18 protein-coding genes are annotated in these 23060 nt (G+C 60.8%); 8 read left to right on the forward strand and 10 right to left on the reverse strand.

Going from position 1 to position 23060, the window contains the following annotated elements:
• Nucleotides 1-50: 50 nt before the first annotated feature.
• Nucleotides 51-2093, forward strand: coding sequence for a M3 family metallopeptidase (locus tag ACSQ8V_RS37295; RefSeq protein ID WP_436209162.1), 2043 nt, complete (start codon nucleotides 51-53; stop codon nucleotides 2091-2093).
• A 148-nt stretch (nucleotides 2094-2241) separates the two neighbouring features.
• Nucleotides 2242-3162, forward strand: a complete 921-nt coding sequence (locus ACSQ8V_RS37300) for a PhzF family phenazine biosynthesis protein (RefSeq protein ID WP_436209163.1) — start codon at nucleotides 2242-2244, stop codon at nucleotides 3160-3162.
• 75 nt (nucleotides 3163-3237) lie between these two features.
• Here the strand turns inward: ACSQ8V_RS37300 and ACSQ8V_RS37305 are convergent, their stop codons facing one another.
• Both ACSQ8V_RS37305 and ACSQ8V_RS37310 read right to left on the reverse strand, forming a co-directional pair.
• On the reverse strand, nucleotides 3238-3456 hold the full coding sequence (locus tag ACSQ8V_RS37305; protein WP_436185115.1) for a hypothetical protein: 219 nt from the start codon (nucleotides 3454-3456) through the stop codon (nucleotides 3238-3240).
• Between the two features lie 145 nt (nucleotides 3457-3601).
• Complete coding sequence (locus ACSQ8V_RS37310) at nucleotides 3602-4981, reverse strand: Fic family protein (protein ID WP_436209164.1); 1380 nt, start codon at nucleotides 4979-4981, stop codon at nucleotides 3602-3604.
• Between the two features lie 409 nt (nucleotides 4982-5390).
• On the opposite strand from ACSQ8V_RS37310, the gene ACSQ8V_RS37315 reads away from it, so the two are divergent.
• Nucleotides 5391-6947, forward strand: a complete 1557-nt coding sequence (locus tag ACSQ8V_RS37315; RefSeq protein ID WP_436209165.1) for a methyl-accepting chemotaxis protein — start codon at nucleotides 5391-5393, stop codon at nucleotides 6945-6947.
• 48 nt (nucleotides 6948-6995) lie between these two features.
• On the opposite strand, the gene ACSQ8V_RS37320 is transcribed toward ACSQ8V_RS37315, so the two are convergent.
• Genes ACSQ8V_RS37320 through ACSQ8V_RS37330 form a run of 3 tightly spaced genes read right to left on the reverse strand, consistent with a single transcriptional unit; the run spans nucleotide 6996 to nucleotide 13977 of the window.
• On the reverse strand, nucleotides 6996-7919 hold the full coding sequence (locus ACSQ8V_RS37320) for a transglutaminase family protein (RefSeq protein WP_436209166.1): 924 nt from the start codon (nucleotides 7917-7919) through the stop codon (nucleotides 6996-6998).
• Nucleotides 7916-10489, reverse strand: a complete 2574-nt coding sequence (locus ACSQ8V_RS37325) for a circularly permuted type 2 ATP-grasp protein (protein WP_213763718.1) — start codon at nucleotides 10487-10489, stop codon at nucleotides 7916-7918. Before ACSQ8V_RS37325 ends, ACSQ8V_RS37320 begins: the two co-directional genes overlap by 4 nt.
• Nucleotides 10490-10521: 32 nt before the next feature.
• A complete protein-coding gene (locus ACSQ8V_RS37330; protein WP_436209167.1) occupies nucleotides 10522-13977 on the reverse strand; it encodes a DUF2126 domain-containing protein in 3456 nt (1151 codons plus the stop codon).
• A gap of 260 nt (nucleotides 13978-14237) precedes the next feature.
• Here ACSQ8V_RS37330 and ACSQ8V_RS37335 point away from each other — a divergent pair, with 260 nt between their 5' ends.
• Nucleotides 14238-15368 carry a zinc-binding metallopeptidase family protein gene (locus ACSQ8V_RS37335; protein WP_436209168.1) on the forward strand — a complete coding sequence of 377 codons (1131 nt, stop codon included), beginning with the start codon at nucleotides 14238-14240 and terminating at the stop codon, nucleotides 15366-15368.
• 142 nt (nucleotides 15369-15510) lie between these two features.
• A complete protein-coding gene (locus tag ACSQ8V_RS37340; RefSeq protein WP_436209169.1) occupies nucleotides 15511-16314 on the forward strand; it encodes a transglutaminase-like domain-containing protein in 804 nt (267 codons plus the stop codon).
• A 28-nt stretch (nucleotides 16315-16342) separates the two neighbouring features.
• On the opposite strand, the gene hpaC is transcribed toward ACSQ8V_RS37340, so the two are convergent.
• Nucleotides 16343-16855, reverse strand: a complete 513-nt coding sequence (gene hpaC, locus ACSQ8V_RS37345) for a 4-hydroxyphenylacetate 3-monooxygenase, reductase component (protein WP_436209170.1) — start codon at nucleotides 16853-16855, stop codon at nucleotides 16343-16345.
• A 313-nt stretch (nucleotides 16856-17168) separates the two neighbouring features.
• On the reverse strand, nucleotides 17169-17603 hold the full coding sequence (locus ACSQ8V_RS37350; protein WP_213763723.1) for a VOC family protein: 435 nt from the start codon (nucleotides 17601-17603) through the stop codon (nucleotides 17169-17171).
• Between the two features lie 215 nt (nucleotides 17604-17818).
• Here ACSQ8V_RS37350 and ACSQ8V_RS37355 point away from each other — a divergent pair, with 215 nt between their 5' ends.
• Nucleotides 17819-18685 (forward strand): LysR family transcriptional regulator, encoded by an 867-nt coding sequence (locus ACSQ8V_RS37355; RefSeq protein WP_213763724.1) that lies wholly within the window; start codon nucleotides 17819-17821, stop codon nucleotides 18683-18685.
• 116 nt (nucleotides 18686-18801) lie between these two features.
• On the opposite strand, the gene ACSQ8V_RS37360 is transcribed toward ACSQ8V_RS37355, so the two are convergent.
• Nucleotides 18802-19737, reverse strand: coding sequence for an alpha/beta hydrolase (locus ACSQ8V_RS37360; RefSeq protein WP_436185124.1), 936 nt, complete (start codon nucleotides 19735-19737; stop codon nucleotides 18802-18804).
• Nucleotides 19738-19873: 136 nt separating this feature from the next.
• On the opposite strand from ACSQ8V_RS37360, the gene ACSQ8V_RS37365 reads away from it, so the two are divergent.
• Entirely contained in the window at nucleotides 19874-20785 is a 912-nt protein-coding gene (locus ACSQ8V_RS37365) for a LysR family transcriptional regulator (RefSeq protein WP_436209171.1), read from the forward strand.
• Nucleotides 20786-20848: 63 nt separating this feature from the next.
• Nucleotides 20849-21031: a hypothetical protein gene (locus ACSQ8V_RS37370; RefSeq protein WP_436209172.1), complete on the forward strand. Its 183-nt coding sequence runs from the start codon at nucleotides 20849-20851 to the stop codon at nucleotides 21029-21031.
• A 596-nt stretch (nucleotides 21032-21627) separates the two neighbouring features.
• On the opposite strand, the gene ACSQ8V_RS37375 is transcribed toward ACSQ8V_RS37370, so the two are convergent.
• Nucleotides 21628-21861, reverse strand: a complete 234-nt coding sequence (locus tag ACSQ8V_RS37375; protein WP_213763728.1) for a hypothetical protein — start codon at nucleotides 21859-21861, stop codon at nucleotides 21628-21630.
• A 394-nt stretch (nucleotides 21862-22255) separates the two neighbouring features.
• Complete coding sequence (locus ACSQ8V_RS37380; protein WP_213763729.1) at nucleotides 22256-23020, reverse strand: response regulator transcription factor; 765 nt, start codon at nucleotides 23018-23020, stop codon at nucleotides 22256-22258.
• Between the last annotated feature and the right edge of the window lie 40 nt (nucleotides 23021-23060).

Here is a 23060-nt window from a genome sequence, read left to right on the forward strand (position 1 = left end):
GTCATATCATGTTTGCTTCGCGACCATCAATACCCCACAGGCAGATCGACATGACCGACAACGGCAACCCGCTGCTACAAGACTGGCAAACGCCCTACCAATTGCCGCCCTTCAAGCAGATCCAGTCCGAGCACTTCGCACCCGCATTCGCGGTGCTCTTCGAGCAGCATCTGGCGGAAATTGATGCACTTGTTGAAAATCAGGCCGCGCCCACATTCGACAACACCGTGGCCGCGTTCGATGCCGCCGGCGCCACGCTTGATCGTGTGCGGCTGACGTTCGAAAACCTGTGCGCCTCCGAGTCGCCGGCCGCGTTGCAGGCCGTGGAGCGCGAGATGGCGCCGCTGCTGGCCATGCACGACAGCAAGGTCTCCATGCACGCCGGTTTCTTCGCGAGGCTCGACGCTGTCCACCGGCAAGCTGCCGTGCTGGATCTTAACGAAGAGCAGCAGCGTCTGCTGCAACGCATGCATACCGATTTCGTCCGTACGGGCGCCACGCTGCAAGGGCTCGACCGCGAGCGTTTCGCGGCCATTGCCACGCGGCTCGCTGATCTGCAGACGCAGTTCGCGCAAAACATACTCGCGGATGAATCCGGCTACCAGTTGCCGTTGACATCGGAAGCGGAACTGGCCGGGTTGCCTGATTTTCTGCGCCAGTCGGCACGTAGCGCCGCAAAAGAACGCGGTATAGAGGGCTACGTGATCACGTTATCTCGTTCGCTGGTGCAGCCCTTTCTTACGTGGTCCACCCGCCGTGATCTGCGCGAGACGGCATGGCGCGCCTGGACCAGCCGCGGAGAAAACCCTGCACGCGATAACCGGCCGATCGCTCGAGAAATACTGATGCTGCGGCAAGAACAAGCACGTTTGCTCGGCTACGAAAACTTCGCTGATTACGCGCTTGCCGATCGCATGGCGGGCAAGGCGTCTGCGGTCCATGCGCTGCTTAGTCAGGTATGGGAGCCGGCGAAGGCCAGCGTTGAACAGGAGCGGCAGGCACTGGCCGCGCAGGCTGCCGCGCTGGGCGAACCTACCGACATTGAACCGTGGGACTGGTATTACCTCGCCGAGAAGGTACGGGTTACCCGCTACGCACTCGACGATGCGCAAGTGAAACCGTACTTCAGTCTGGACGCTATGCTCGCCGCCATGTTCGATTGCGCGGAACGCCTGTTCGGCGTGCAGTTTGTCGAACAGACCGGCGTGCCGCTGTATCACCCGGACGTGCGCCTGTGGGAGGTGCGCCGCGGAGCTGAACAGGTGGGACTCTTCCTTGGCGACAACTATGCGCGGCCTAATAAACAGGGCGGCGCGTGGATGCACGTTTATCGCAAGCAAAGGCGTCATGGCGGCAAGGTGACGCCGATCGTGGTGAACAACAACAACTTCGCCCGCACCGACGATGGTCCGACGCTGCTGAGTTTCGATGACGTACGCACGCTGTTTCACGAGTTCGGCCACGGCCTGCATGGCTTGCTGTCCGATGTGAACTACGGTCGCCTGTCGGGTACCAATGTCCCGCAAGACTATGTGGAACTTCCTTCCCAGTTGATGGAAAACTGGGCCACGGTGCCGGAAGTGCTTGCGAAGCACGCGCGTCATGTAACGACTGGCGAGCCTATCCCGGCTGCGTTGATCGAGCGTATCCGAGCTTCCCAGACTTTCAACCAGGGGTTTCAGACAGTCGCCTATACATCGTCAGCTTTGATCGATATGGCGCTGCATCTGCGGAACGATCTTGATGGCATCGACATCGCCCGGTTCGAGATAGCTGAGCGGGAGCGTCTCGGCGTTCCACGCGAGGTGGGCATGCGCCATCGGCTGCCCCACTTTGGCCATATCTTCAGCGGCGGATATTACGCCGCCGGGTATTACGTCTACATGTGGGCGGAGGTCCTGGAAGCCGACGCGTTCGATGCATTCGAAGAAGCCGGCAACGCATTCGATCCCACGCTGGCGGACAAGCTGCATCGATACGTGTACAGCGCTGGCGACAGCCGCGAACAAGGCTCGGCGTTCCGCGCTTTTCGTGGCCGCGATCCACGCGCCGAACCCATGTTGCGCAAACGCGGATTGCTTCGGACTGAGTGAAGCGGCCTTATTGGCGGGCCATGAGCGCATCGAATCAAAGTGACTGGCCCGATCCATCCTCGCCTATCTGTATAGGGCGCCTTGGCGGTCCGTGAAGCAATAATAACGGCTCGTTATTGGTCAGCACTATCAAACCAGGGAAGCACTCATGGACCGTCGCTATGTCACAGCCGATGTATTCACAGACGAAAAATTCAAAGGCAATCCGGTCGCTGTCGTGTTGGACGCTGAAGGTTTGTCGGCAAACCAGATGCAGGCGATCACAGCAGAATTTGGGTATAGCGAAACCACATTTGTATTGCCGCCCCGCGATCCTGCCAACACGGCCTGGGTGAGAATCTTTACACCGAGCCGCGAAATTCCTTTCGCCGGACATCCGAACATCGGTACGGCGTTTGTGCTGGCTGCGAGAGCGGCATCGGGTCAGACGCCTCTGCGAGATCAACTCGTGTTTGAGGAGGCCGCGGGTCTGGTTCCGGTTACTCAACTGAAAGAAGACGGGAAGCTGGTCGGGGCTGAGCTCATTGCGCCAGAGCCGCTCGCCCGGCTGTCGCACGTGCCGCGGGAGCGCGTAGCAGCTTGTCTTTCCCTCGATCCCGCCGATATCCTCGTCGACGCTCACCCACCACAGGTCGCCTCGGTCGGCCTCCCGTTCGTCGTTGTTGAACTTGCGTCCCGGGATGCACTGCGCCGGTGTACACCCAACCTCGTCGCTTACAAAGGCTTGCTGCCCATTGACGGCGCTGTATCCATCTACGCCTATACACGCGATGCAAGCCGCGACGCGACTAACGCTGACTGCGATCTGCAAGCCCGCATGTTCACGCCTCGCATGACGGAAGACCCGGCGACAGGCAGCGCAACGGCCGCCATGGCGGCGCTCGTCGCCCAGGTCCAGGGACAATCGGATCTGGTGCTGCGCGTGGGTCAAGGCGTAGACATGGGGCGGCCGAGCATCTTGATCGCCAGCGTGGATACTGACAACGGCAAGACAAGAGTCCGCATTGGCGGCAAATGTGTCAGCGTGATGGAAGGATCGTTTTGGCTCGCTTCTTCCGACCAGACCTGAGCGTGAGCAGCAGCGCGGCCAACATAGAGCTTCGTAGCCGGCTTTGGCTTTGGCTTTGGCTACGCCCTGCTCTATTCAGTGCCGATGATGCATCCACCAATGCCGAGGATGCTCAGTCGTGCGCTCGCGTTTTTGAGCGGGCCATTTCGACTCGTTAATTAACAGGATAATTGCCACCAGCGCCAAGCCGCCGAGACCGACCAGTACGTTGATTAAATCGATGGCGGAACTGTGCAAGGTTAGTCGCGACGCGGATCCAAGGATATCCATTACCGTGTTCACAAACTCGTCCATGATGCCCTCCCGCGTCCTCTGCACTTACCTCTTCATGATAGGTAAACAGAGGCTTAAGAGTAAGCGGTCAGCATTCAAAATTCTTAGGTATTTTCACGGGTGGATTCCAGCGTTTCCGGCTAACGTGCCGAAACAATCGCTCTTGCTACTCGATCAATGGGCGACCGGCCAATATCCATTGCTCCAGCTCCTTCAGCCGCAACCTGTAACGGGCAAAGTTGTGTTCGCCGAGCCTGGAAATGTCGCCTCTCACCATGTCGATAAGGCGCACCGCTTCGTCGTCCCGAAGCTTGAACTCTGCGATAACGGTTCCCAGTGCTTCCCGATCCCGCACGATCCGCGAGACCATCTCATTGATGGCTTCGCGATACCTTGCACGGAACGGATCTGGCACTCCGGCGGCGTCGATCTGCGCTGCGTACTTGGCAATGGAGCGGCGATAAGTCCAGGCAAAAAGATCGGCTGCAATACTCGTGTCGAGCCGCTCATAGACACCGATTTTTGCACGGGCATAGTCTTCGTCACCCACATCCAGAAAGCTGAGCGGCGCGCAGTTGTACAGCAGCAACGGGATGTTGGCACTGAGGCGGCTGGTTCGTTTGTTGCCGTCCTCGAAAGGCTGGAGGTAGGCCAGGTTCACCCAAAGGAAAAACGCGGCTTCGACCGGATTCTTAATGTGACGCGCCTTCTCGGTGATCTGCTCCAGCATTTCACCAAGCAAAGAAGGCACATGAGACGGGATATAAACGGTATTGCTGATATTCACGACTCTTTCGCGAATCGAGCCAAGTGCGCCCTCATCATTAAGTAGTCCTTGCATCAGCAACGTGTGCAGATTGCGAATGACCATCGCAGTCAATCCGTACGATGGCACGTCGTCGATCAGGAACTCGATCGCCCTCTTATGGTTAAGCAACATGGTGGCGTCTTTATCGGCCGGATCGGCGGTTCCCGCGTCGAACAAGACCTCGGTGTCGAGCCTCGAATATCGATTGCCCTCAAGACGTGAGGAGGAGAAGGATAAATCGATCAGCAGCGGCTCGATGACCTTGCGCGCGTACGTGCCGGCGGGTTGCTGGCCCGGTGATCGTCCTTCTTGATACAGATCGTCGGCGAGCGCTTGGGGAAGAAGGTAGCTCTGGTTTGGCACGTAACCGTCAACAAAATGCCGTTGATAGCTGATGGGCTGACGCGCCCCCAGCGGGACGTTCAGTTCGTCGATAAGCGCCGCAGCAGCCTCAGACCATGCGGGCGAAGCCGTCAGTTTCGCCTTGGCCGGGCTCGCAGCCGCCACTGAAGCCATGGGTTCGACTTTGCGCCCCGGTAACCTGTAACGGACGGCGGAAGTTGCTCCAACCCGTTCGACCTTGCCATCGCCGATGAGTCTGTCCAGATAGCGCAGGACCGTTGCTGACGGAGCGCCCATTGCCTCGGCTATCTCGCGGCGTGATAACAGATCCTGGCCTGCTGCTGCCCGTCTCACAAGAAGGTCCGAAATGGCGCTGTACAGCTCGCGCTTTGCCATGGTGGCCACCTAAAAATGATTCAAGAATGATTCTTGAATCAATCTTAAATCAAAATTTGATTTGAGGGGCCATTTTTGATTCAAGAATGAGGTGAGAATGATTCAAGAATGAGGCGACGGAGCACGAAATAAGCGATCCAATCGCTCTCCGCATTCGCGGAGCAACAGTCTGCTTTCGAGAGCACTCCGCCTAAGTGAGTGAGCGCTGGCGAAGGATTCAAGCCGTCATCCGAGCCAGCCATGCAGCCAAAAACGCGTTGTCGCGCGCGCAGTTTCCTGCGGCGTAACACCGCACGCCATCTCTTAAACGTAAAAACCTTTCAAGTTAAAGGGGTTAACTGCCGTTATGTCCTTGTAACGCGAAACGCGTTCTCGCGTTACGTTCCAGATCGAAGAAAGGACACAATAAATGCGCAATAACCAGCCCGTCTCGCAGCAGGAGTACGACTTTCCCGCATCAGACATGCTCGTTTCGGCCACGGATCTTTCAGGCAACATCAAATACTGCAATCCCGCCTTTGTCGAAGTCTCCGGCTATTCGAGAGAAGAACTCATCGGCCAGCCGCACAATCTGATCCGCCACCCCGACATGCCCCGCGAGGCTTTCGCCGACATGTGGTCGACGATCCAGGAAGGTCGCCCGTGGACTGCCCTAGTCAAGAACCGTCGCAAGAATGGTGATTACTACTGGGTTCGCGCGAACGTGACGCCGGTGATCGAGCATGGCAAGGCCGTCGGTTTTCTTAGCGTGCGCGTGAAGCCGGGCCGCGACGAAGTAGCAAGCGCGTCCGGCCTGTATGCGCGGATGCAGGCCGGCGCAATGGGTTCGCTGCGCCTGAAACGAGGCGCGCTTGTACGCACCGGCCTGGCCGGCAAGCTTGGGGAACTGATGCGCATGCCGGTCGCGTCGCGTATTGCGATTGGCTATGCAGCCGGACCGCTGGCGGTGCTCGCGACCGGGTTGATCGCCTACCAGGGACTTCCGCCGCTGCCCTTGTGGATCGCCTTTGGCGTGAGCGCACTGACGGGCGCCATCGGCTGGGTGACCGTTTCACATCACGTGGGCGCGCCCGTGCGCATCATGTCCCGATTTGCCGCGCGCATGGCGGCCGGCGATCTGACGGCGGCGATGGAAACCGGCGCTCGCGACGACCTCGGCGACGTCCAGCGCGCGCTGAACCAGCTCAAGGCGAACCTGTCCGCAATGGTCCTCGATGTACGCGGGCAAATCGGCGGGATGATGGATGCCACGCGGGAAATTTCGAGCGGCAACATGGATCTGTCGCGCCGGACCGAATTGCAGGCTGCGTCGCTGCAGCAAACCGCCGCGACGATGGACCAGTTGACCGCCACGGTAAAGGGCAACGCGGACGCGAGCGTGCGCGCGCTGGATCTGGTGAAGGACGCGCAGACCGCAGCCAGCGATGGCGGCAAGATCGCGATCCAGGTCGAGCAGACCATGGCCGGCATCAACACGGCGTCGCAGCGTATCGCGGACATTATCGGCGTGATCGACGGTATCGCGTTCCAGACGAATATCCTCGCATTGAACGCGGCGGTGGAAGCAGCGCGTGCAGGCGAAGCGGGCCGCTCGTTCGCGGTGGTCGCAACAGAAGTGCGCAACCTGGCGCAACGGTGCGCGGCGTCGGCGAAGGAGATCAAGGCGGTGGTGGAAACAAGCGTGGCACAGATCGCGGAAGGGACCGACCTGGTGTCACGCACAACCCTCCAGATGCATGCAATCGACGCGGCCGTGCTGCGGGTGTCGACAATCATCGGAGAGGTGGCGAATGCGAGCAGCGAACAGGCCGAGGGCATTCGTCAAGTGAACCAGGCGGTAGCGCATCTGGACGGTTCAACGCAGCAGAACGCCGCGCTGGTCGAGCAAGCTGCCGTGACTGCGCAACGGCTGGCCGAACGAGCCGATGTGCTCGATGACGCCGTGCGGTTATTTACGGTTAGATAAGTGAGGCGAGCGCTCGCGGTGCGTCTGGCGCGAGCGCATAACCCTCAATTAATCGGCGTCGGAACCAGCCTCAGCTTCAGCGTCCAGCGCCAGCACTGTCACCCCCACATCGATCCGATGTGACCCGCCGCCGAGAATCATCCCCCGCAGCAGCGATACGTCGCTATAGTCCCGCCCCGTGGCGAGCGTCACATGTTCGAGATCGGCGAGCACGTCGTTTGTCGGATCAAGATCGATCCAGCCGCTGCCGGGACAAAACACCGACACCCAAGCATGCGATGCATCCGCGCCGATCAGCTTCTCCTGCCCCGGCGCGGGATCATTGCGCAAATATCCGCTCACGTACCGGGCCGGCAACCCGAGCGCACGCATGCAGCCGATCATCACCTGCGCAAAATCCTGACAGACGCCCCGGCGCATTTCAAACGCGCGATGCGCAGGCGTGTCATAGGACGTTGCCAACGGCTTGTACTTGAAGTCCCCGTGAATCCGGTGCATCAAGTCAATCGCGCCTTCCGCCAGCGGCTTGCCCGCGGGAAAGCTCTCCAGCGCGTAATCCCGCAGGTCCTGTCCGAGACTGATATTGGGCGACGCAAAGCAAAACTCTGTCTCAGGGCGAAACGGCGCACTGGCGCTAAAACGCATACCCTTCGCGACCTCGTCCCACGCCGGCGTGGTCGCCGGATCGAGCGAAGCCCATCGCGGCGTCAGTTCAACGGTCGTTTCGCTGACCATCTGCAACGAGCGGTGCGGTGACTCGAGCGAAAAATACAGCACGTCGTTACCGAAGGTATCGACGCGACTATTGATGTACGGCGGCTTCGGATCAATGCTTTCGGTGTGTGAGATCACGCGTTGCCATGCGCAATTCTGCGGCCGGATAGTCGCGAGATGCTGAGCTGTTTCCACGTACGTTGAATAGCGGTAGGTCGTGCGGTGCGACACCCACAACACGGTTTTCGGAATCTTCACGACGACACCTGCAATGCCTGCGTATTCGCGTGGCTGAAGTAACGTGCGCTGATTTCATGCGCAGCGGCGCTCACGTGATCGCCGAGTGCCTCGCAGGCCTGGATGAGTTCGCCATAGTTGCCCTCCTCGTCGGTCGTGCAGAGTTGCTCAAGTCCTCGCAACGATTTCAGCAACAGCGTTGCGTCGCTGAACGCGCCGTGATTTGTATTGCCGGCCGCAATCGAAATCTCGTTGAGCTTCGTGCACAAGCGCGAATACACACCGTACAGCCCGCGCGGATTGGTCGGCTCGACCACCAGCAGGTCGATCAGCGCGGGAACCTCGAAACGCCCCGGATAAAGCGATCGATACGTGAGCGTGCTGTCGAACAATTGCAGCAGCAGATCGAACCCGGCCGGCGTCGTCATCTGGCCATGCTCGGCGACTACGCGCAGGAAGGTGGTCATCGTCCATACCCGTTCGATATGCCTTCCCGCGAACACCAGCTTCCACGCTTCATCGCGCGTCATGCGGTCGCCCTGCGCGCCGCTGATCGCGAGCAGTTGCGTCGATAGTGCTTCAAGCGTTCGCGTCAGCTTCACCCGGTCGTAACGCTCCACGCCCGGTCCCGGCTTGAACTGCTGGATGGCGTCGCGGAAATCGTTTCGCGCGGCGAGGATGGTGCGCCAGTGATCGGTCGAAAGACGTCCGCGGATTTCGCTGCTCGCGCGCACCTGGCTCGCCAGGTTCTGGCCGATACTCGCCGCCGTGCCGTTCTCGCCTATATTGGCGACCAGCAAACGTTCGAGCCCGCGCGCGGTGTGCCCCTGGAGCGGCGTGCCCGGCGGCAGAAGGCCGCTCTGCCACGCGAGGTCCACCATGGTCTCCAGCATGCCCTCGGAGTCGTTGCTATCAATAGACGAGAGGATCACGCGCAGCAGCCGCACGTTGTTCTCGGCGCGTTCTCCGTATCGTCCGGCCCAGAAGAGATTTTCCGCAGCGCGGCTCGATACCGTCCGATGCTTGCGCGCAAGGTCGGCGGGCTTAATAGGCGTGGGGAGCAGCGAGAAGGTTGAACCCGGCTTGCTCGACAGCACCCAGGTGTCGACACTGCTGCTGCCGTATTGCATCGATACCGACGGTTGGCGCTCAGCCCCAAGCCGCGTAAATCCGCCCGGCATCACGGACCAGCCGCCATCGATGTTCGCAATCGCATAAACACGCAGCACCGACGGCCGGCCCGTCAGCGTGTTGTCTTCATAACGCGGCGCGTGTGAACTCGGGAACAGGTTCTGGATGGTGAACGCATCAGGCATGGCGTCGATCCGCGCGCGCCAGCCGGCCAGCGGTTGCAGGCCGTCGCCGAAACCGCGCGGACCGCCGCCGTTGAGCGGCAAGCCCGGCCAGGTGGGAATCACGAATGCCTTGTCCAGACGTGCCAGCACCGCTTCGCGCGCCGCTGCTTCACCGCACCACCAGGTGGGCACGCTGGCGAGTTCCAGGGGCTCGCGCAGCAGCGCACGCGAGATGGCCGGCAGGAAACCATGCAGCGCCGGCGATTCGACAAAACCCGAACCCGGCACGTTGGACACCATCACGTTGCCGGCCCGCATCACCTGCAACAGGCCCGGCACGCCGATGGTGGAATCGGCGCGCAATTCGACCGGATCGCAGAATGCATCGTCCAGGCGGCGCATCAGTACGTGAACCCGTTCCAGTCCGGCGAATGTCTTGAGGAACAGCATGTCGTCGCGCACGGTCAGGTCCTTGCCTTCGACCAGCGTAACGCCGAGATAACGCGCAAGGAACGCGTGCTCGAAGAAGGTTTCGCTGAAAGGCCCAGGCGTCAGCAATGCGATGTGCGGCGAGCCTTCGCCCGACATCATCGCCCGGCCGCCCTGGACCAGCGCGGCGATCAGTTGCGAGTAGAACGGGGCGAGCCTCCGGACCTTCATGGAACGGAACGGCTCGGTGAATACGTCGGAAACGATCAACCGGTTTTCCAGCGCATAACCGAGTCCGGACGGCGCTTCGGTGCGGTGCGCCATCACGGTCCAGGTGCCGTTGGGAGCACGCGTCAGGTCTACGGCCACCAGTTGCAGATACTGCGCGCCGGGAGGCACGAAGCCCTTCACCGAGCGCAGATAGCCTGGGTGCCCGAACACCAGCGCGGGCGGCAGCAGGCCATCGTGCAGCAGCGTCTGCGGCCCGTAGATATCGGCAACGATTGCATTGAGGAGCTTCGCGCGCTGCGTCACCGCGCGCTCGATCACCGACCACTCGCCTTCATCGATAAGAAACGGCAGCAGGTCCAGCGCCCACGGACGCGGCTCGCCCTTGTCCGCGTAGACGTTGTAGCTGATGTCGTTGTCGCGGACCTGCTGCGCGATGGAAGCGGTCGCCCGGTCGAGGCCGGCTATGCCGTCGTCGCCGAGCGCATCGAAGAATTGCCGCCAGGGAGCGCGCAACTGGCCCGACGCGTCGCGCAGTTCGTCCCAATGACCCTCCCGGGCCGGTACCGCGCGAAGGTGTGACGACACACTCGCGCGGTTCGTGATTGCTTCAAACGGAAGCGTGGATTGGAAGGCCAAATTGAGCAGCTACCGTTGAAGAGTTGATGAGGCTACCGTCGGCGCAAATCGAGCGTGAACGGAAACTCCAGGCTGCGCTTCGGTTCTTCCACGACCATCCGTCCAGGCGTATGGCCGATTCTGAAAAAGCGCGCGCGCCGCCGGCTTTCCGCCTCGTATGCGTTGACCGGATAGGTCACGTAATTGCGGCCACCCGGATGGGCTACATGATACCGGCATCCGCCGATAGACCGGTTGCTCCAAGTGTCAACTATGTCAAAGGTAAGCGGTGCATCCACGCCAATCGACGGATGCAGCGCCGTCGGCTGGGACCATGCCCTGAAGCGCACGCCGGCCACATGCTCGCTTACCCGTCCGGTGGGTTGCAACGGTAGCGGCACGCCGTTGACCGTCACCACATGGCGGTTGTCGTTGAGCCCGAGCACGCGCACTTCGAGCCGTTCCACCGACGAATCCACATAGCGCACCGTCCCGCCCGGCGACCCCTGCTCGCCCATCACGTGCCACGGCTCCAGCGCGCTGCGCACCACCAGTTCGATCCCGTTCGTCTGGACCGCTCCCACCATCGGGAAACGGAACTCGAAATGCGGTGCGAACCACGCGGCATCGAACGCATAACCGGCTTCATTGAGGTCCGCGATGACATCGTGGAAATCCATTTCGATAAACGTGCCAAGCAGGAAACGATCATGCAGTTCCGTGCCCCAACGCGTGAGGCGCGTGGTGTACGGCTTGTCCCAGAACCGCGCGACCAGCGCGCGCAGCAGCAACTGCTGGACGAGGCTCATGCGGGCGTGCGGCGGCATTTCAAAGCCCCGCAGTTCAAGCAGGCCGAGGCGGCCGGTGGGACCATCGGGGGAATACAGCTTGTCGATGCAAAATTCCGCGCGGTGCGTGTTGCCGATCACATCGATCAGCAGGTTGCGCAACGTCCGGTCGATCAGCCACGGCGGCAGCAATGCACTGTCGCGTCCGCCCAGACGTTCGAGCTGATGCTCGATCTCCTTGAAGGCGATCTCCAGTTCATAAAGCTGATCGTTGCGTGCTTCGTCAACACGCGGTGCCTGGCTGGTCGGTCCGAGGAACAATCCCGAGAACAGGTACGACATCGACGGATGGTTGATGAAGTACGCGATCAGGCTTGCAAGCAGGTCGGGACGTCGCAGGAAAGGGCTGTCGGCAGGCGTTGCGCCGCCGAGCACGAAGTGATTGCCGCCGCCCGTGCCCGTGTGTCGCCCATCGGTCATGAACTTCTCGGTGCTGAGGTAGCTTTCATGCGCCGATTGATACAGGAACTCGGTGTGATCGACGAGCTGATCCCAGCTCGACGCCGGATGAATGTTCACCTCGATCACGCCCGGGTCCGGCGTAACTTGCAGCATCTTGAGACGGGCATCGCGTGGCGGCGGATACCCCTCTATCACCACTTTCATGTGCAGATCGGCAGCGGTTGCTTCGATGGCCGCCAGCAGGTCGAGGTAGTCATCGAGTTCGGTCAGCGGCGGCATGAACACATGCAACAGGCTCTTGCCGCTTCCAAACGATTTCTCTTCCACGTCAGGTCCTGCCGCACGCGCCGGATCGCGCGCTTCAACACACAAAGCCGTACGCCGGATCCACGAAGCAGACTCTCCGCGCGACGGCTCGCGGGTTGACGTTGACGTTGCAGGCGCGTGTCCGGTGCCTGCGGCCACGCCAGTTTCAGTGCCCACACCTTCACCCGCGCTTGCGCCTACGCTCTCCCCAACCACGGCTTCACCGCGATATTGCATGCGCAATTCCATCGCCTGACGCAACGGCGCAGGCGGCCCGAACGGATCGTGCGGATGCTGATACGGATAGTCCCCCGCACTCACCCACGGCAGCGATTCGAGCGGTAAGCGGTAACCCATCGGCGAGTCGCCGGGAATCAGGTACATGCGGCCATCGCGGAAAAACCAGGGGCCGCTGACCCATGTCGGCGCTTGCATCGGAACATCGCGCTCGCGTGCAATAGGCATCACATAACCCGTCACCTGCGACAAGCCTGCATCGAATACGCGACGCAAGCGCATGCGTTCCATCTCGTCGTCGAGTTCGGATTCGAACGGGTCCACGTTCACCGGCAGACGACGTTCACGCCACAGGTAGTAGAACGTGTCTTCGTAGCCGGGCTGGATATACGACGGATCCAGCGAGACCTTGCTCGCCAGATGCTCGATGAACCGCCGCGCATCTTCGGCTGTGTAGTTGCCGGGATCGCGTTCATCGGCGAACAGCTTGGGGTCTTCCCAGATCGGCTCGCCATCTGCGCGCCAGTACAGCGACATGGCCCAACGCGGCAACTGCTCGCCCGGATACCACTTGCCTTGGCCGAGATGCAGAAAACCGCCTACGCCATAACGTGCACGCAACTTGTCCATCAGCGAGACGGCATAACCGCGCTTCGTCGGCCCGAGCGCGTCGGTGTTCCATTCGGCCGCATCGCGGTCGCTCACGGCGACGAACGTGGGCTCGCCGCCCATCGTCAGGCGCACGTCCATGTCGGTCAGTTCCTGGTCGACTTGCGCGCCCATCTTCTGCACCGCGCTCCACACTTCTTCCGTGTACGGCTTCGTCACGCGTGGCGTTTCGAGTACGCGCTGCACCTGCATGATGTGCTCGAACTCGACTTCGCTTTCATCGACAGCGCCGGAGATAGGCGCGGCGCTCCCCGGTTCAGGCGTGCAGGCGACGGGGATATGCCCCTCGCCGGCCAGCAGCCCGGAGGTCGGGTCGAGTCCGATCCAGCCCGCGCCGGGCAGGAAGACTTCGCACCACGCGTGCAGGTCGGTGAAGTCGACTTCGGTGCCGCTCGGGCCATCGAGGGACTTCTGGTCGGGGGTGAGCTGGATCAGGTAACCCGAAACGAAACGCGCCGCCAGCCCGAGCTGACGCAAGGTTTCGACGAGCAGCCAACCGGTGTCGCGGCACGATCCCAACGCTTTTTCGAGCGTCTCTTCCGGCGTCTGAACGCCGGGTTCCATGCGGATCACGTAGCCAATGTCGTGCTGCAGCCGCTGGTTCAGTTCGACCAGGAAATCGGCCGTTATCTTGGGCGTCCGGTCGATGCTCTCGACAAACTTCGCCAGCAACGGCGTGGGCTCGCGCTTGATCAGATACGGCGCCAACTCAGCCGCGAGTTCCGGTTCGTACGCGAACGGGAATTTCTCGGCGTAGGGCTCAAGGAAGAAGTCGAAGGGGTTGTACACCGCCATTTCGGCGACCAGATCGACCGTGATCTTGAATTCCCGGGTTTTCTCGGGAAAGACCAGCCGCGCCTGATAGTTGGCGAACGCGTCCTGCTGCCAGTTGATGAAATGGTCGGTTGGCTCGACCCGCATCGAATACGAAACGATCGGCGTACGGCAATGCGGCGCAGGCCGCAGGCGCACGACCTGCGGTGAAAGGCCGACTAGGCGGTCATAACGGTAGTGCGTGACATGGTTCAACGCGACACGGATTGACACACCTGACTCCTGGACGAATTTTGGCACTCTTCAAAAGCAAACTCCATGCCGTTTGGTCGAATGCACCATCGGGCAAGGATCCCGGGAACTTCCATGCACTCAATACTGCGATTAAATCGTTTCCAGCGTCCGCCGATGCACCAAACTAGCGCGTAAAACGCCCTTTGCCTCTGACCAGGACCGTTCCTGCGGCGGCACGTGGCTTGCTTGATAGCTTTCAACAAGCCATTACGCGCTGCATTCCAGCCTATCTCTTCAATATGAAAACATTCCATTGCGGCCGTTGCCAGCATCACGTTTTTTTCGAGAACGTGAAATGCGAATCCTGTGCCGCGTTGCTGGGCTTCGTGCCTGAATTGTCCGAAGTTTGCGCGTTCGAACCGGCCGGGGACACGCTGTGGCGGGCCCTGAATCCATCGGCGAACGGCGCGCTGTTTCGGCAGTGCAATAACTACGCGCTCGAGAATGTCTGCAACTGGATGATTCCGGCCGACTCGCCCGACGTATTGTGCCCGGCGTGCAGCCTGACGCAGACCATCCCCAACCTCACCCTGCCAAACAATCGTGTCTACTGGTACAAGCTGGAGACGGCCAAGCGGCGCTTGCTGTTCGCGCTCTCGGCACTCGGGCTGAACACGGACTCACGGCGAACCAATCCGGAAACCGGGTTGCAGTTCGAGTTTCTGGAAGACGGCGAGATGGGGGCGAAGGTCCTGACCGGTCACGACAACGGCCTCATTACGATGAACATCGCCGAAGCCGATGACGCCCTGCGCGAACGCATGCGCGCGGATATGCACGAGCCGTACCGGACTTTGCTCGGGCATTTCCGGCATGAGATAGGCCACTACTATTTCGACCGGCTCGTATCGAACACCAGTTGGGAAGAACCGTTTCGCGAGATGTTCGGCGATGAGCGCGCCGACTACGCTCAATCACTCCAGGCCCATTACGACAATGGACCGCCAGCCGACTGGGACCAGTCTTATGTGAGCGCGTACGCCACCACGCATCCGTGGGAAGACTGGGCGGAGACGTGGGCACATTACCTGCATATCGTCGATACGGTGGACACCGCCGCCGCATGCGGATTCAAGCTCGATCCAAAGTCCGACAATGAACCGTCGCTTACCGAGATCGAGCCGGTCGAGAACACCAGTTTCGATAACCTCATGAAGCAATGGTTTCCGCTGATGTACGCATTGAACAGCTTGAATCGAAGCCTGGGCCTGGCCGATGCGTATCCGTTCACGCTCTCGCCAAAGGTCGTCGCCAAACTGCGTTTCGTGCATAGGGTGATTGCGAGCGCGAGTGCCCCGAAACAAGCGGACGAAGCGACTGCCGACGTTCAGCAAGACATCAAGCAGGATCAGCCGGCGGCAGCGGGTTGATCGGAAATTAATCAGGAGTTCGATGGTTTTAACTCCGCCTTGAACATCGTCCTGGTGAAGCAAGCGAGGTCGATGCCGATGTCGATGTCGATGCATTAACTCCCCGGCCACTCATGCGCCCCAACCTAAAAAGGTCAGTCCGATGAAGCTCCGCGTTGGTTACGAACTGGTCTACGAATGCGTGCAGCCAACCCCGATGCTGCTGATGTTGAACATGCACGCATCGCGGGCGCAGAACATCCTCGTCCCGGACATCCTGAGGGTCAACCCGCCGGTGCCCTACTCGCAGTATCACGATTCATTCGGCAACCTGTGCAGCCGGCTGGTTGCACCGCAAGGCTGGCTTACGCTATCCACGCAGGGATTGATCGACGTGCCGCCTTATATGGAGTTGCCGGAGCCAAACGGTTATCAGCATGCCGTTGAAGAACTGCCCGACGAGTGCATGCAGTTCCTGCTCGGCAGCCGCTATTGCGAGACCGATTTGCTGTCCGATGCCGCCTGGCAGATGTTCGGCCATACGCCGCTCGGACGCGCCCGGGTGCAGGCTATTTGCGACTACGTTCACGGGCACATACGGTTCGACTACAACTGCGCGCGTCCGACCAAGACGGCGTTCGAAGCGTACCGGGAAGGCGTGGGCGTGTGCCGGGACTTTGCTCATCTGGCCGTCGCGTTATGCCGCACGATGAACATTCCGGCACGTTATTGCACGGGGTATATCAGCGATGTCGGTTTGCCACCGCCCTACGCACCCATGGACTTCTGCGCCTGGATCGAGGTGTATCTGGGCAACACGTGGCAGACATTCGATCCGCGCAACAATGCGCCGCGCACCGGACGCGTATTGATGGCGCGAGGCCGCGACGCCGCCGACGTCGCGTTGAGCAACACGTTCGGCGCCACCACGCTGGTGAGGTTCAGCGTGGTCTGCGAACCTCAGTAATCCGCACGACATATTCAACCAGGAAAATTCAGCAAAGCGCAGGCGCCGTGCGAGCCAGCCTATGGAAGTGGCGGCCGAAATAAATCAGGCTGTCACCGTCGCCGCGCACGACGATGTCCGCCACTTCCACGAACATCACGGAGTGCGAACCAACCGTTTTGGTATCGACAATGCGGCCTTCAAGGCTGGCGAGTGCATCGGCGAGAACGGGCAAGCCGAGGCGTCCAGCAGTCCATGCCTGCTGCTCGAATCGTTCGCTCATCGGCAGATTGGTCATGCCGGCGAAATGACGCGCCAGCTCCTGGTGATCGGCAGGCAGCACGTTGATACAGACGTTGCCATTGCCCGCGAGCACGGCATGCGCCGCGCTGGACTGGTTCACGCAGACAAGCATGGTGGGCGGCGTGTCGGTAACCGAACACACCGCGCTGGCGGTCATGCCACAGCGGCCGCGCGGACCGTCCGTGGTGATGATGTTGACGGCCGCCGACAGGTACGCCATGGCCTCCCGAAACAGCTTGCGGGTGCTTTCGTTATTCATGTCCTGTTCCCCGGTTCACGCTAATACCCCTGAAACACCCGAATACAACGGACTGTTGCGCCTGGTGCGTTTCATCGGGTCGTTCGCCGGGAATGGCGGGCTACATAACGACCGTGGCGACCGTGCGATGGGCAAACCAGGCGGCTGCATCCGGTAATGGCCGTAGCTTGCCGCGATCCCGGCAGGCCGGTATGCCTGCTGGACCACATCCGCGGACAAATGATCGAGGAACGGCCACGCTGCGTCAGCCGGATTGCCCGGCTGACGCAGCAGTTCAGTGCATCGGTTCGCTACGTGGAGATGGCGGCCGGTGTTACTTCGCAAACAGCGAAGCGATGTTCGCAAACGCCTTGATCTCTAGCGCATTGCCCGACGGGTCCAGGAAAAACATGGTCGCCTGTTCACCGACTTCGCCCTTGAAGCGCACATGCGGCTCGATGATGAATTCCACTCCGGCCGCCGTGAGTTTGTCCGATGTCGCTTGCCACTGATCCATTGGCAACACCACGCCGAAGTGCCGGACCGGGACTGCATCGCCGTCTACCGCGCTCGTCTTCCGATGACCGATTTCGTCCGGCGCGAGATGGGCCACGATCTGGTGCCCGTAGAAATTGAAGTCCACCCAGTCGGCAGAGCTGCGGCCTTCCGGGCAACCGAGCAGGTCGCCATAAAATTCACGGGCGGCCGCAATGTCATGGACCGGAAAGGCGAGATGAAATGGGGAAATGGCAGCAGTGGTGTCGCTCATGGCAGGCTCGGATATCGGTTGAATTACGTATTCGACGACGCGGACGAGGTCCGTCCGCACCGCCTTCATGGTGCGCGAAAAATGGATGTCACGCCATGGATGGACAGTTTAGGGGCAACGAGAATAGTTGAATAATGATAGTTTTTTTAGCTCAGCATCAATAAAATTGATTAATCAAAACCTGCCAAAGATCCACCAAAGCGGTCGATAAAACCATGATGCGAGAGCTGAAAACCTTTCTGGCGGTGGTGCGTTTCGGGACGTTCGCGAGTGCCGGGGCGCATATTGGACTGACGCAATCGGCTGTCAGCGCGCAGATCCAGCGGCTGGAGGAGGACCTGGGTTTCCTGCTATTCGACCGGACCGGACGCTCGGCCACGCTCAATGCCGCCGGCAAGCAGACGGTCGACACGGCCGAGGAATTGTTGTCGGTTTACGCACGCCTCGCCGCGCGTGGCGGCACGGCGGAACAGTCCGGCCTGCTGCGGGTGGGGGCTATTGCTTCTGCACAGGCTTCGTTTCTCGTCAGCGCAATCGAATTGTTCCGGCGGACTTCGCCCGGGTGGCGAATCCGCGTGGTTCCCGGCGTGTCGCTCAACTTGCTCGCGCAGGTGGACTCCGGCGAGGTCGACGTCGCGGTGATCATCAAACCCCCTTTCGCGTTGCCGGCCGAATTGCAATGGCGCACGCTGCTCACCGAAACCTTCGTGCTGCTGGTCCCGCGCGAGCTTGCGGACCGGCCGTGGCGCACGCTGCTCAAGTCAGAGCCCTTTATCCGATACGAGCGGAGCTCCTTTGGAGGCCGCCTTGTCGACCGCTTTCTCAGAAGGATTCGCGTGACGGTGCAGGACGTGGTCGAACTGGATGAATTGCAGGGAATCGTCGGGCTCGTGGCGCACGGGGCAGGCATTGCGCTCATCCCGCAATCGTCCGCGCTGCATATACCGGAGACCGTGCGCGCGTTGTCTCTTGGAGACGATACCTTCACGCGTGAAATCGGCCTCGTCCAGCGGCATACGAGAAATGAGCAAACCGTCACCGTGCAATTCGCCGGGTCTGTCTGTGCAGTTCTGCCACGGTGAGGGATGCCGCTTCATTGGGGTCCAAGGCGCAGGGGAACGGAAAACCGGGTTAAGCCGCGCTCTCGCAAGAGCGCCGGGATCTGGTTGGTCTTGGCTCCTCTTCTGAACGTGTCGCGCTAGGCCCAGTGGCGGCTCAGGAACGCCGCCACCTCGTCGAGCGCGCGGCGCGCGGTCGGCAGGTCTCTCGTCGCACCCTGGAAGACGTGGTGCAGCCCTTCGAAGATATCGAGCCGCACCTCGCCGCCCTTGTCCGCGGCCGCCTGCGCATAGCGCCGCGCGTCGTCCAGCAGGATCTCGTCGCCGCCCACCTGGATGAGCAACGGCGGCAGGACCTCGGGCACGGCGTAGAGCGGTGACGCCCGGCCGTCCTTCGGATCGGCGCCGGCAAGATAGGCTCCTGCAGGCCCAGCAAGCATTTCCGGCTGAAAGATAGGGTCGTGAATGTCGGGACTGGTGAACGAGGCGCCGGTCATCGCCAGATCGAGCCAGGGCGAAAAGACCGCGACGGCCGTTATCGCCGGCGAAGTCGCTGCATCGCCGAGCACGCTGAGGGCCAGCGCGCCGCCTGCGGAGTCGCCGACCAGCGCGACCTGCGAAACACCCTGGCCCTGGCTGCCCAACCAGCGGCGAACAGCGGCGGCGGCCTCAGGCGCGGCCGGGAACACGTGCTCCGGAGCCAATGGATAGTCGGCCACGAACGCCGATACCCCGGCGCGGACCGCGACCTGGCTGGCCAAGCCACGATAGGCCTTGGCCGAGCCCAGCAGGTAGGCACCGCCGTGCAGGAAGAGGATTGCCCGATCGGCCGGGGCACCGCTCGGGCGCACCCACCAGCCGCTGACGCCGTCTCGGTTAATGGCTTCGAGGGTGACGCCGTCGGCGATCGGTGTCCTGGCGATCAGCGTGTCATAGGTCTCGCGCTGATCGCCGGTCGGGTTCGAGAACAGCTGGTGGATCTCGGCGAGCACAGTTTGCTCAATTTGGCGCTCGTCGTCTGATAGAACGTGCCGGGTCTCGACAAAGGCTGTCGTGGCAACAGTGGTTGTGGTCATGGAATTTTCCTCAGGGTTTTTGAGGCCAGAAAGCACCGGCCCTCATCTGCCGACAGAATCATCCATTTCCATCTGGCGTAGAACCCCGGACCCTGGAATACAATCCATTCCCAATAGGAATTATTGGGAACCTTCAATGGATCGGCTCGACGCAATGCGCCTCTTCGTTCGTGTGGTCGAGCGCGGCAGCTTTTCGGCGGTTGCCCGGGAAGCCGGGGTCGGCCAGTCGGCGGTCAGCAAACAGATCGCCGCCCTTGAAGCCCACCTGGGTGCGCAACTGATGCGCCGCACCTCGCGGAGCATGACCCTCACCGACGCCGGCCAGATCTTCTACGAATCTGCCTTGCGGCTGGTCGACGAATTCGATGCAGCGGAGTCCCTGGTGGGCCGCGGCCAGTCGGCGCCGTCCGGCCTGATCCGGGTGACCGTCGCCCCGGTGTTCGGGCGACTCTACATAGTGCCGCGCCTCCCCGAGTTTTTTGCTCGCTATCCGGACATCTCCGTCGAGCTCACCGGCTCCGGGCGCAACATCAACCTGATCGAGGAAGGGGTCGACTTGGCGATCCGCAACGGCGAGCTCGCCGATTCGAGCATGATCGTGCGCCGCATCGCCATGGCGCCTTTCGCGACCGTCGCCACGCCGGCGTACCTCGCAGTTCGCGGCGAGCCGCGGACCCCCGCCGACCTGGACGCCCACGCCTGCCTGATTTTTGCCCCGCTCCACGAACCGCTACCGTGGGAGTTCCGGGACGGGTCGAGGTCTGTTCTGCATCATCCAAGGTCGAACTTCCGCACCGCCGACGCCGAACAGATCCGGGCTGCGGCGCTCGCCGACCTCGGCCTGGCCCACGGCCCGGTCTGGGCGTTCGCGCCCGAGATCGCCTCGGGCGCGCTCCGCGTCGTGCTGGCCGACTACGCTCCCGGCCCGCTGGCCATCAGCGCCGTCCATCCCGCTGGCCGCCGGCTGCCCACCAAGGTCCGGGTGTTCATCGACTTCCTGGTAGAGACTCTGGCGGGTAATCCGGCGCTGACGGGGCAACTGGGTTGAGTCGGCATTTAATGGCGTCGGCGTTTCTCCGGTTTCGGTTCCTTTGTTTTTCTCGGACAACAATTGGCCGGACGCGACGGCGCGCTTACTGCATCGATCATGATGGCAACGCAGCCGACGATTGGCCTGATCGTGAATTCGAGCGCGCGCAGGATTGCGCCGCCGTTGTATTCGTTTCTGTTTATCCTGATGCCGTTTGCCGGGGTCGCGCTGGTCGTGACAAAAGGCGATATGCGGCACTGCTGAACGAGCCCCGGCATTACTCGGCGAACGCGTTGATTGTGGTGGGCGCGCTGTGCTGGGTGATCTACGCGTTCGGTGCATCGACCTTCAAAATTTGCGCCGTCGCACGCGGCGCGTTGCTGCCGGTTCGTAGAACCGGGCCGCTACCCAAACGGTATCGGCCCCCGTCCTCAAAGAACCTGGAACGGCGCTCTCGGTACTGTATCTCCGTCCAGAGTGGCTATCGCCCAGACGACCGCAAAATTCGTGGCGGCATTATGCGAAGCGAAACGGCCAAGTGTGCCGTGCGAGCGTTGATTTCCATGCTCGTCCCGGATGATCACAAATGAATCAAAGGCGCCCCGGGCGGGGGCAACCACGGGTCGTATAGTCGATCCTCGGTATTGCATTTCCATATTCAGCCCTCTCTCATAGGTTGATGCAATGGAAGCCGGAGTAAAAAACCAGAAACGTTTTAGTTGTCTATGCGTCTATGCGCAACGTTTTGGAATCAATATGTCAAAAACGTGAAACTCAAACCCGGATAACTGAATGTTGCCTGCGACAGTCCTTTAATTCACCTTACCGCACAATTCGTTGCATAACGCTCCGCGCCACCATCAAACTACCGGGTTCACGCATTCGAGCATTCGCTGCATAGTGGCGTGCTGGGTTGGCGTCAGTTCCGGATAACGCGCCAGATCGATGACACGCTTGCGCCAATAAGCCTGGCCAAGTAGCGAACCGCTGCCCTCGTCGCTCCAACGCGGAACGATCCGTTCCAGATGCGCGATTTCCTGCTCGACCAATAATGGATGTCGGGGGGCTGCTTCGAAGGTCTGGTCAAGGCTCACGGCTCATGCTCCAGTAGCAAGGCAGCCGACATTACCGCGACTTTGCCGACAGCGAATCCTCAATTCTGAGGATTTACGTTAGACGGTAACGTCTAGTCATCATCTTCAGGCAAAAACGATAAATAGCGCAGACGCACCATGCCAGTGCGACAAATGCCGTTATCAAACAAAAGGGGAATATTGTCCAGAGCGTGCGATAACCAGAGCGACTTCAATTCAATTGGCATGCCAGACTGACATTTTCGCCGGACTTCTGTTGAAGCAGTTATTCCACCGTATTCAACTGTCTACGCACGCCAATTCGAACCGCACGTCGGCCGAACGCAGTGTTTAGAGAAGATTATTTCCGAGCAGCGGGTATTTATAAAAATACTTTCACCCGTGTGCCGCCCTGCTACCGCCCGTTCGTCTGCACCACGCGAATCAGTTTGGAGCGGCTTCCAACACCCAGCTTATGGAAAGAACGGTCAATATGCGTACGGACCGTCGTATAAGAAATACCCAGCCGGAATGCAATTTCCTTGTCGAGCAGACCTTCCACCACCAACCCGACTACATCCCGCTCACGCGCTGTCAGGTTCTTCAGCACGTCCTCTGAAATCAGCTTGGCTTGCGGTCCAGACGGCTGCGTCATGCCCGCCGCGGCGCGCGCCCGCGCCAGTGCTGCGGTAAAAGCCGGGCGAACGAACTCGGCCATGGCAAGGTCGTGATCGGAGAAATCTTCCCGATGTTTGCCGCGCCAGATGCGCAGGTCGCCTATGTTCGAATCGCCGGCCCATGCATAGACATTCATGCCCCAGTGCAAACCGTCGCGACGCAGAAAGTCATTGAACAGTTCGGTCCGCATCAGCTCGCCCTGCGGAATCACGTTGGTCACACGAACTGCTTCGCGGAAATTTTGTAGCCGCGGGGTCACGGTATCGCGGTATTGGTAGTACTGCTCATACTCGGACAGATTATCTTCCGACATGTTGAAGGAGACCCGATTGACGAATTCTTTCTTCGTCTCGTCCCAGACATACGACCCGAGATGGTCCGCACGCAGCAAGCTGAGCATGCGAACGCCCACCTCCTGACGCATCAACTGCTCAGGAAGTGAATCAGCAAGCACGGCGAAGATATCGGAAACCAGGCCGGTCTCCCGGCTCGTCAAATACATTTCACGGACATGCTGGTCAGTCCCCGGGTCAATGGCTCGC

This window comes from Caballeronia sp. LjRoot31 (genome assembly GCF_964253885.1).
Taxonomy (GTDB): Bacteria; Pseudomonadota; Gammaproteobacteria; order Burkholderiales; family Burkholderiaceae; genus Caballeronia.

Bases quoted from the DNA above. Each gene is read 5' to 3' on its own strand.
- ACSQ8V_RS37365 (WP_436209171.1), top strand. From the start codon at position 19,874: ATGGATCGGCTCGACGCAATGCGCCTCTTCGTTCGTGTGGTCGAGCGC.
- ACSQ8V_RS37310 (WP_436209164.1), bottom strand. From the start codon at position 4,981: ATGGCAAAGCGCGAGCTGTACAGCGCCATTTCGGACCTTCTTGTGAGA.
- ACSQ8V_RS37305 (WP_436185115.1), bottom strand. From the start codon at position 3,456: ATGGACGAGTTTGTGAACACGGTAATGGATATCCTTGGATCCGCGTCG.
- ACSQ8V_RS37360 (WP_436185124.1), bottom strand. From the start codon at position 19,737: ATGACCACAACCACTGTTGCCACGACAGCCTTTGTCGAGACCCGGCAC.
- hpaC (WP_436209170.1), bottom strand. From the start codon at position 16,855: ATGAATAACGAAAGCACCCGCAAGCTGTTTCGGGAGGCCATGGCGTAC.
- ACSQ8V_RS37350 (WP_213763723.1), bottom strand. From the start codon at position 17,603: ATGAGCGACACCACTGCTGCCATTTCCCCATTTCATCTCGCCTTTCCG.
- ACSQ8V_RS37315 (WP_436209165.1), top strand. From the start codon at position 5,391: ATGCGCAATAACCAGCCCGTCTCGCAGCAGGAGTACGACTTTCCCGCA.
- ACSQ8V_RS37300 (WP_436209163.1), top strand. From the start codon at position 2,242: ATGGACCGTCGCTATGTCACAGCCGATGTATTCACAGACGAAAAATTC.
- ACSQ8V_RS37355 (WP_213763724.1), top strand. From the start codon at position 17,819: ATGATGCGAGAGCTGAAAACCTTTCTGGCGGTGGTGCGTTTCGGGACG.
- ACSQ8V_RS37340 (WP_436209169.1), top strand. From the start codon at position 15,511: ATGAAGCTCCGCGTTGGTTACGAACTGGTCTACGAATGCGTGCAGCCA.
- ACSQ8V_RS37380 (WP_213763729.1), bottom strand. From the start codon at position 23,020: ATGTATTTGACGAGCCGGGAGACCGGCCTGGTTTCCGATATCTTCGCC.
- ACSQ8V_RS37335 (WP_436209168.1), top strand. From the start codon at position 14,238: ATGAAAACATTCCATTGCGGCCGTTGCCAGCATCACGTTTTTTTCGAG.
- ACSQ8V_RS37295 (WP_436209162.1), top strand. From the start codon at position 51: ATGACCGACAACGGCAACCCGCTGCTACAAGACTGGCAAACGCCCTAC.